This window comes from Trichocoleus sp. DQ-U1 (assembly GCF_039961925.1).
Classification (GTDB): Bacteria; Cyanobacteriota; Cyanobacteriia; order Cyanobacteriales; family FACHB-T130; genus FACHB-T130.
Genome location: NZ_JAMPKB010000040.1, coordinates 45,484 through 55,028 on the forward strand (window position 1 = coordinate 45,484; position 9,545 = coordinate 55,028).

General features: G+C 46.6%; 8 protein-coding genes and 1 rRNA gene. 5 read left to right on the forward strand and 4 right to left on the reverse strand.

The features are described from left to right. Positions 1-62 precede the first annotated feature (62 nt). On the forward strand, positions 63-944 hold the full coding sequence (locus NDI34_RS17340) for an alpha/beta hydrolase (protein ID WP_348233284.1): 882 nt from the start codon (positions 63-65) through the stop codon (positions 942-944). Here the strand turns inward: NDI34_RS17340 and NDI34_RS17345 are convergent. Then, entirely contained in the window at positions 941-1,564 is a 624-nt protein-coding gene (locus NDI34_RS17345; RefSeq protein ID WP_190684398.1) for a 2OG-Fe(II) oxygenase, read from the reverse strand. The genes NDI34_RS17340 and NDI34_RS17345 overlap by 4 nt on opposite strands. A 197-nt stretch (positions 1,565-1,761) precedes the next feature. On the opposite strand from NDI34_RS17345, the gene NDI34_RS17350 reads away from it, so the two are divergent. Continuing rightward, the gene (locus NDI34_RS17350) at positions 1,762-4,053 is read left to right on the forward strand and encodes a DNA phosphorothioation-associated putative methyltransferase (protein ID WP_348233285.1); all 2,292 of its coding nucleotides are present in this window, start codon (positions 1,762-1,764) and stop codon (positions 4,051-4,053) included. Positions 4,054-4,182: 129 nt separating this feature from the next. Here the strand turns inward: NDI34_RS17350 and NDI34_RS17355 are convergent, their stop codons facing one another. Next, a complete protein-coding gene (locus NDI34_RS17355) occupies positions 4,183-4,755 on the reverse strand; it encodes a hypothetical protein (RefSeq protein WP_348233286.1) in 573 nt (190 codons plus the stop codon). A gap of 15 nt (positions 4,756-4,770) precedes the next feature. Between NDI34_RS17355 and NDI34_RS17360 the strand changes: the two genes are divergently transcribed. From NDI34_RS17360 to NDI34_RS17370, 3 genes are read left to right on the forward strand one after another with little or no spacing between them, the layout of a single operon-like run. Continuing rightward, a complete protein-coding gene (locus tag NDI34_RS17360) occupies positions 4,771-5,091 on the forward strand; it encodes a nucleoside triphosphate pyrophosphohydrolase (protein WP_190433228.1) in 321 nt (106 codons plus the stop codon). Between the two features lie 24 nt (positions 5,092-5,115). Next, positions 5,116-6,264 (forward strand): acyl-CoA dehydrogenase family protein, encoded by a 1,149-nt coding sequence (locus NDI34_RS17365; RefSeq protein ID WP_348233287.1) that lies wholly within the window; start codon positions 5,116-5,118, stop codon positions 6,262-6,264. A 3-nt stretch (positions 6,265-6,267) separates the two neighbouring features. Next, entirely contained in the window at positions 6,268-7,353 is a 1,086-nt protein-coding gene (locus NDI34_RS17370) for a nucleotidyltransferase domain-containing protein (protein WP_348233288.1), read from the forward strand. A 42-nt stretch (positions 7,354-7,395) separates the two neighbouring features. On the opposite strand, the gene NDI34_RS17375 is transcribed toward NDI34_RS17370, so the two are convergent. Further along, positions 7,396-9,243, reverse strand: a complete 1,848-nt coding sequence (locus NDI34_RS17375; RefSeq protein WP_348233289.1) for a caspase family protein — start codon at positions 9,241-9,243, stop codon at positions 7,396-7,398. Between the two features lie 190 nt (positions 9,244-9,433). Beyond that, positions 9,434-9,545, reverse strand: a 5S ribosomal RNA gene (gene rrf / locus NDI34_RS17380); the annotation flags it as partial.

Here is a 9,545-nt window from a genome sequence, read left to right on the forward strand (position 1 = left end):
CAGGGGTTATGGTCTGCTACCTCTACTTCTGTATCACCCTTCTCCACGGTAAACTAAAACTCATGTTTACCCGTTTTCTACCATCCGCAGCCCAAGCGCTGACAGAATCCACCTCGATTGCCCTTGCAGAGAGTATCGAGCAGACGGCGATCGCAACTCCTCTGTCGCCACAGGCGATCGCTACCACCTACGTTCATCAGGGTAGCGGCGGAACGCCCATCCTGTTGCTGCATGGCTTCGATAGCTCTATATTCGAGTTCCGTCGCCTCCTACCACTGCTGGCAACCCAGAATGAAGCGTGGGTTGTGGATTTGTTGGGTTTCGGCTTTACCGAACGACCGGCTGGACTCCCGTTTAGCCCAACAGCCATTAAAACCCATCTCTACTACTTCTGGAAAACGCTGATTAACCAGCCAATCGTTCTCGTGGGAACTTCAATGGGGGGTGCAGCAGCAATTGATTTTACCCTCACCTACCCGGAAGCGGTGCAAAAGTTGGTGTTGATTGATAGCGCTGGTTTCGTTAGTCCCCCCAACATCGGCAGGTTGTTGTTTCCTCCCATCAGTAACCTGGCGACTTCATTTTTGCGAAATCAGAAAGTGCGCGATCGCATTTCACGCAATGCTTACCACGATCAAAGCTTTGCCTCTCTCGATGCTTTACGGTGTGCGGCGTTGCACCTCGATCTCCCCAATTGGCATGATGCCCTGATTGCCTTCACTAAAAGCGGGGGGTACAACTTTTTGAGCGATAAAATTGCTCAAATCGACAAGCCGACACTGATTCTGTGGGGAGAGTTTGACAGGATTTTAGGGACGGCTGACGCAGAGAAATTTAAAAGAGCGATCGCGCTTTCTCAACTCATCTGGATCGAAAATTGCGGTCACGTTCCTCACTTGGAACAGTCCCAAATTACCGCCCAGCATATTCTAGAATTTTGCTAAATTTTTAGCTTTTCCTTCTTCTTTCCCTTTGACTTAATTGCCCTCGATTCAATCGTAAACTCTGGAATCTCTTGGAGTTGGGCTTCACACAAGCTGTACTGCTCGCAAACCAAACTCAGGCGAAACCCTGAACTGGTGACTTGATTCACTGAATGAGTTAAATCGCCCTGAAAATCTAGCAGCGTGTTGGCTTGAGGGCGAATTTGTCCTACATTGCGCTTCTGGCAGCGTAACACTAACTCTCCTCCCATCAAATCCCGTGGCACTTGAACATAGAGGACACTCACCCAGGCTGGCGGTTCGATACTCTTGCAGTAAGAGCGCAGACTGCGGTCAATGTGGGGATCGACGCGAGAACCCTCCTTCAGCATCAAAGGATTGAGATAGAAAGCATTACACGTCGGGTGCAAAGCCACGTTGAGATAAGGTTTGAAAAAGGGAAAACTTCGTTCAACTTCGCTCAAGCCCGAACGCTGGAATACAACCGAAAATCCCTTAGTGCCGATAAAGTCGCGGTTCAAGTTGTTAACCGCAAAATAGGGACACGCGAGAATCTGCCCCTGCAATTCGCTGAGGTAGTCAGGCTCAAAAACTTGGTGCTGTAGGCGGTAGTAGCTCAAGAAACTCTCAGAAAATGAAATGTCCTTCTGTTAGTTGTATCGCTTGTTGCACCTTGTTGTGTATATTCCACCGCCCCATCCCGACTATTTCAAAATTAAGTAAATTATTTTTACAGAAATGAGCAAATCAGCAATTTAGGAATTAATAGGTTTACTCTACTTTGTATCCATCATTGTTTCAGGGAAATGGTGCGACCATGATGCTGAACACATACAAAGTAGAAGAGTGGGATGCCAAGCTGTTTCTGAACCGCTGCGCTAAAACACATCACCGTCAAGACATTCTTCTCTACCTTGCTGTTAGCAATGATTGTTCCCACCTGGAAAACTTAGCCGCCGAAGTTCAAAATAATCTTCACGGCTGGTTTGACAAAGACAAGCCGATTTTATTGGGCACGAATGACCTGAGTGTCATTGTCAACTGCTGCCAACAAAGCCCCATCGGTAAATTGCTGCCGGGTGCCCTCTACGTTCATGTATCAGCACTTTCTCACCTCGACCCTCTTTTGAGGCTATACGAGGGCTATGCCAGACGAACGGTAGGACGTATTGATGGCGCTACCTTAATTAAATTCAACATCGAGCAGCCTAAAATCTCTTACTTGTTCTATCCTGACTTTGATCCCGACCCGCATCCCGCCTTGCAAGCTAGCATCCAGATTGATGTTCGGGACGGGAGTTCAACTTATCGAGACTACAGTACCAGCGACAATCCCCCGGTTCTCCACCGCAAAGAAACTTTTGTCACCCCTGATTATCCCCACTACGAAAAATTCGCCAACCTCACTCGGCAAGAAGAGAAATTGCGGCTTTTAGACAAAACCCGTGGCATTGGAACGCTTCGGGGTTGGTTAGAATGCTTACAAGATTATGGTGTCGAAATCCAGGGTCATCAAGTTATTCGGCGGCAAGTTGTAGAGAACTTACATCCAACCTCTCTACATTCGACACTGCCTAAAATAGAGCGTCACAAAGCTGCAATTGCTCGTAAAAATCTTTCTCGCCCCGTGCGTCTCGCTTTAGAAGCTGGCTTATTTAGTGAAGATAGCACTTTCTTTGACTATGGTTGCGGCTACGGAAGCGATATTCAGCACATAGCGGAAAAGGGCTACACCAGCGCTGGATGGGACCCTTATTACTCTCCGGATACCCCCCGCACCACCGCTGATATTGTTAATCTCGGTTATATCATCAATGTTATTGAACGCACAGATGAGCGTCGAGAAGCATTATTAAACGCCTGGGAGTTAACAGAAAAAGTCTTAATTGTTGCTGCACTGGTTTTAATTGATGATCGAGGAACGGGTCAAGTTGCCTACGGCGATGGGGTGATTACTCGCCGCAATACTTTTCAGAAATACTACGAACAGGAAGAACTGAAAATTTATATTGACCAGGTTCTTAATGTTAATGCGGTGCCAGTTGCATTAGGCATTTACTTTGTTTTCCGAGATGAAAGCCTTGCCGAAGCTTACCGCGCCTCTCGCTTTCGTTCTCGCGCCACAACTCCCAGAATTCGTGCCAACATCAAGCGATTTGAAGATTACCAGGAAATGCTGGCACCGCTGATGGCTTTTGTCACCGAACGCGGTCGTCTGCCTGTCAAAAATGAAAAACCAGAATTGGAGAATTTGAGGGCTGAATTTGGCGGGTTTCGCCGTGCCTTCCAGGTCATTTTACAAGCAACTGACCAAAAAGAGTGGGATGCGATCGCTCAAAAACGCCGCTTAGACCTTTTAGTTTATCTCGCGCTAGGCAAGTTCAATCATTTGAAGCTCAAACAAATATCCCCAGAAGTCCGTAACGATATCAAATCTTTATTCGGTAACTACGAAGAAGCCTGGGAATTAGCGGAGGAAATGCTATTTAGTCTAGGCGACCCTGGTGTGATTGCTCAGTGCTGTATACAAAGCTTTGTTGGCTGTACCAGTGGTTTTAAATACGCGCCTCTCTATCCTAGCTCCTTCATGGTTCATGTCTCAGCTTTTTCCGAACTCGACCCGTTGCTGCGCCTCTACGAAGGCTGTGCCAGCCGTACAATTGGACGCATGGATGAAGCCACGCTAATTAAATTTCACACCTATAAACCAAAAATTTCATATTTGTTCTACCCCAATTTCGATACTGAGCCTCATCCAGTCCTGCACACCAGTATGCAAATCGATCTGAGAGATTTGAGCGTCAGCTACCGGGATTACGAAGATGATGTTAATCCACCAATCTTGCATCGAAAAGAAACTGTTATCACCCCCGATTATCCGAATTATGAAAAGTTTTCCCGGCTCACTCAACAGGAAGAAGACTGGGGACTTTTAAATGATGAACGGACTATTAAAACCCTTAGAGATTGGCAACGATGCTTAAAGGCAAACTGCCTAGAAATAGAAGATTACTGTCTTTGCTGGCGTAAAGACTCTGACCCGATTCGGGTTCAAGAATTAACAGCAGTTCGTGAAAAAAGGAAAAATACAAAAGTAATATCTTTTTAAACGCAAAGAGCGCAAAGGTTAACTCTGAGGTACGCAAAGATTTTTGTATTCTTTCCTGGGGGTACCTTTGCGGTTTCCTAGGCATAACTTTGTAGCTAAAAAGTTCATGAAATTCAATTCAAAGTAGCTTCACAATTCTTTTGCTAACTGAATCCAATGTTCAATTCCCTTTTGTGTTGGTTGCCCCGATGCTGTGAAGGTTCTGATGTCTCTCTTGTGTTGAAAACCATAACTGATATGAATTGATTTATCTACTCCATAAAAGTATAGAGAATCAAATGGTAATTTTTGACTTAATATCCAATCGATAACGCGATCGCTATCTGAACCAACGATCAAAAAATCGCAGGCAGCGCCTAGTCGTTTACAGTAATATTTACCATTCTTGTTCATTTCATGCGCCATGTGCTGGTCTAGTTCCGGTGCAACTCGACCATTTTTATGACCTGTCGCCGAATCTTTTTTATCTAGGTATCTTTTTAAGTCCTTGGAACAAAAGCCATAAGTTAGGTGAAAATCATTAACGCCGAAATAGTCAATTATTGGATCTAAGATAAGTTGATTTAGCTTTTGTAGTGCAGGCAGCGTTTCTTCTGGATTTTGGGGAAATGGATAAATTTTGGATGCGTACTTTTGATAAGTCTGGGTACAGGTGCAAAAATCCTCTAAAGTAAGGTATTTTCCTAGGGAAACTTCTTTCATCGTTGAGGAACTATAGTGCATCAAGAGTACAATAAGCTGGTACGCGATCGCATTCCCGAAATCATTCATCAAGCAGGACGAGAGTGCAAAGTCCAGGTAATGTCAGAGGCAGAGTATCACCAAGCATTGCGAGATAAACTCATCGAAGAAGCGCAAGAAGCCGCTGAAGCTACTGCTCAAGACTTAGTGAAAGAACTCGCTGACCTATACGAAGTCATCGATGCCTTGTGTGCAGCTTGTCAAATAGAGCGTTCCTCAATTTTGGCAGAACAAGAAAAACGACGTTCAGAGCGAGGTGGCTTTGACCAGCGCTTTCGATTATTGTGGACTCAGTAGCCGCGAAGTCGATACGGTAGAGGTATGGATAACCCGCTACACCTGCTAGACATCGCCGAGTCTTATCTAAGAAAATCGGTTGCACCATTAGCTACAGAGATAGATGGCAGCCCAGAAGCACTACGAGAGGCGCTTAAAGGACTTGGCGAACGTTCTTTACTGGCGTTGCGAGTTCCCCAAGAGTGGGGTGGTTCCGAAGTCAGTGAACAGACTTTTCGGACTTTTCAAGAGCTAATTGCAAGATATTCCGGTGCTTTGGCATTCTTGCAGACTCAACATCAAAGTGCTAGCGGGATGCTTGCTGCCAGCAAAAATTCTTCTCTTAAATGCCAGTATCTTCCCCATATGAGCAACGGGGAGATTTTAGTCGGCGTCGGCTTCTCTCAATTGCGGCGGCAGGGCGACCCAACTGTGAAAGCCTTTCCGGTAGAAGGGGGATATCATCTAGAGGGACAAGTGCCTTGGGTTACGGGCTGGGGCTTGTTTCAAGAGTTTATTGTCGCCGCAACACTCCCCGATGGGGGCGCAGTCTTTGGCATTGTGCCCTTTGTTACCAAGTATCAGGAGATGGGGGGTGCAATTACATTTACCCAGCCAATGCAACTGGCAGCAATGACCTCAACCAATACTGTCACTGCAAATCTTACCAGTTGGTTTTTGCCTCAAGAGCGTGTTGTCTCTATCAAGCCTGCGGGTTGGATTCACGAAAACGATTTGAAGAATGTCCTTCACCAAGGCTTTTTTGCTTTGGGATGCGCTAGAGCTGGACTTGATATTCTGGAAGCTGCCGCTCTAACCAAGCCAAACGCCTTTATTTCCAAAGCTTTTAAGTCACTCGACCGGGAACTCACCGCCTGTAGCACTGCCATCAGACATCCCCCTAAACCCTTTGCAGATCGTCTGCAAATCCGAGCTTGGGCAATTGATTTAGCTGTGCGGTGTGCCCATGCTGCCGTTACCGTTTCCCGTGGTGCCGCCAACTACAGCCACCACGCAGCACAGCGAGTTTACCGCGAGGCACTGGTGTTTACTGTTTCCGGTCAAACTACGGCTGTAATGGAAGCGACCCTCAACAGGTTGGTGCGTTCAGAATCCGCACTTTTTCTCAGCACTGAGGAGGCTCAGCCTGGGAATGAGAAACAGCAACTTGAAACTTATTCCTCATCCGATTAATCTATGAATCGCCAAGAAGTTGAAGCTAGAACGATTCTGATTGCTTTGACAGGTTCCAGGGGCTACGGTTTAGCGACTGAAACCTCAGACTATGACTATCGCGGTATTTTTGTGGCAACTAAGCCTTATTACCTGGGATTTTCTCAAATTGAACAAAAGGATAGAGGTTGGACAGAAGAGCCAGGGAAAATTTCTTATCTCACTAAAGATACTTGTATTTATGAGCTGAAAAAATTTTTAGAACTGTCTGCCGACAACAACCCAAATATTTTAGAGCTTCTCTGGTTCAAAGATTATGTTCTTTTAACTGAAGTCGGTAATACCTTGAGACGCCATAAACAAATGTTTCTGTCAAAAAAGGTGAAGCACACTTATGCGGGATACGGTTATGCCCAAATTAAAAAATTAGAGTCTCACCGCCGCTGGTTACTCGAACCTCCAACCAGACAACCTGAGACAGAAGACTTTGGATTAGAGCCTGCCCAAGCGCTGACGGTGGGCGAAATCCATGCGTTTCTAGAATATCTCTACTTGTTAATTAGAGACCGAATTCAGTTTTTGGAAGAAGCGCAGGAACTTTATAATTTGCTAACTGCCGAAATTGATTTTAAGGGAGTATTGAAGCAATACGCTTTACCAGAAGAACCGCTGGAGTACACCCGGAAACTTACCAACAGCTCGGAAGAATTTATTAAACTGCTGCAAAAAAGTCAGCAGTTTCAAAATGCCCGACGAGAATACGATAACTACCAACAATGGAAGAAAAATCGCAATCCCGCACGGGCAGTGATGGAAGCTAAAGTGGGGTATGACTCTAAATTTGCGATGCAGGCTATCCGGTTATTAAGAACAGGTATCGAAATTTTAGAGACACAAACCTTAATAGTCGATCGCCGGGAAACCGGAGATGCACGGGAATTGCTAGCCATTAAAAACGGCGAGTATCCCTATGAAGAAGTCATGGCGATCGCTAACAATTTGTACAAAGGACTCGATGAAGCCTACGCTAAATCTACCCTGCCTAGAAGTGTAGATAGAGAAGCAATTAATCAACTTTGTATTGATTTAGTGGCAATGCAAGGGTGGTAAGGCTAATAGCGGACAACGTTTTGTCTTTTGCAAATTTGGCTTTTACTTTGTACCTTGTACCTTTTTTTGCCACTGGTCAATTGCCTTCTGGGCAGTCGTATAGGTAGGTGTGTCTTTCGGGACTAAAGCCGCCGTCTGAATGGCTTCTTTAAGCCTTCCATCAGAGGCGCGAGTCTGCGCTGTCTGATAAATCGTTGTGCTCCACTGGGCAATTAACTGTTGTGCCTCGGTATATCCAGGCTGATCGGGGGGTACTTTGCGAACAGCGGCGATCGCCCGAGTGTAAGACGAAGCTTGTCCGGGTTGAATTAATCCTTGGGCAGATTGGAGAAGGCTTTTGTTGGTTCGCTGCTGCTGTGCTTTTTCACGCCATCTGGCGATCGCTCCTTGAGCTTCCTTATAAATGGACTGATTATCCTCTGGAACCAGTCGTGCCGCTGCGATCGCCTTATCAAACTGCCCTTGTTTTGCCCGCCCGTTAGCTAAATCCAGAATCACACCGCTCCAGCGTGCAATGTCTTGCTGTGCCTGTTCGTAGAGAGGTTCGCCGGGTTTTATTTTCTGGGCTTCTGCGATCGCCTGACTAAACTGAGAAGCTTGATTTGGGACGATCAAAGTTCTTGCTCTATCCAACACCGCTTGATTCGCCCCCGCTTGGGTCTCGGTGCCCCCCACTGCATTCTGGGATTTAGAACCTGAAGAAGCTGACTGTAACGATACAGCAGTCGGTGTGGTGCTACCAGGAGTCGCATCCGTTGAAGTATTTATTGCCTGCTGACCGATAAATGCGGCTCGGTTACGGAGAAATACCCCCCCGATCAATGCCACTATCAGTGCGATACCACCGCACCACAAAAGCAGATTCAGCCACCAGGGTGTGTCATCTACAAGGGTAGTAGATGACACACTTGTCTGGGGGACGATAGCACCTTGACCAATCCCTGAGCGTATGCCGGAAGGGTTATAGTTTGTCTCCGATCCTTTAGAAGTCTGCTTCTGGGTCAAGGCGGCTGCACCAGCTACGTTATTATGCCCCACCATACCCGGAGTAGCCTCCTGACGATCCATTCCGACGTTGTGCATACCAGAAGTGGAAGCTACTGGAGGTGTATCTGAAGCTAAGGTCGCATTCCAGTTCATCACTCCGTTCGGGAGGAGCGTTGGGAGTTTGTAGTTACTTGCCGAAGAGGGTATTGCACTCAAGGGTATCTGAACGGGTCGCCAGTGGTGTTCGCTCAACTCAGGCAGGTGCGATCGCAGATAACGCTCCAGACTCTCCAAAGTCTTGCCTTGGTTATATCGCAGTCCTTCTAGCAATACTGCTGTAAATAATCCATGACCCAGTGAGGACGCTTCGTAAGAAAATTGATCAACTTGGCAGGACAGGACTGTGGCAATACCCATTGTTTGGGCTAATTCCAAAGTTTGTGCCCCTACTTTTGCACCTGCTTGACCGCCCTGACTGCGGTTTATATCTAGCAGCACCAAAATATTTTTAGCCGCCGACTCTTTGAGAGTGGTAAAGAGCGATCTTACTGATATTCCAGTTTCCGCTATTTCATCTGGGTTTCCTTGACTGGGCATTAAGTAATCCTCCCCGTCGAGAGTCACTCCATACCCACTGAAAAAGAACCAGAGAGAATCATCGACGTTTACTGGCGCATGGCACCACTCATCAAACCAATCCAGCAGGTTTTCCTTAGTAGGGTAAGTTGACTGCTCGCTAATCGGCGGTGAGGTGTCCGTTAACAGCAGACACTCGTCTGCTGACCATCCAGCTTCGTCAACCAGAAACTGCCACAGCGTCTGTGCATCCGCTTGGGCATAGCTAAGAGGCTGGAAAAACTGATATTGATTGATGCCAATTGCGATCGCCCAGTGATTTGCCATGACCCATGCCCCAGATATCTATTAGAGAGGGTAGCCCAAAAATAGCATTTACTAACAAGCAAACTACAGGAAACGGCTTCTTTTGGCAATTGCACAGTGGAAACAAAGCAGTTTGCATTAGCTCAATCCTATAATAAAGGGTCGCTCTTCAAGAGCGACCCTTTATTATAGTCAATCTAACTAAAAATCAACCTGGCACTGAGCTATTTTCCCAGGCAGTCACCCACCGAGTATCTTCGCCGCAGTTGCGTTTCACCTCCGAGTTCGGGATGGAGTCGGTGTGGTTCCACAACGCTAGTAGC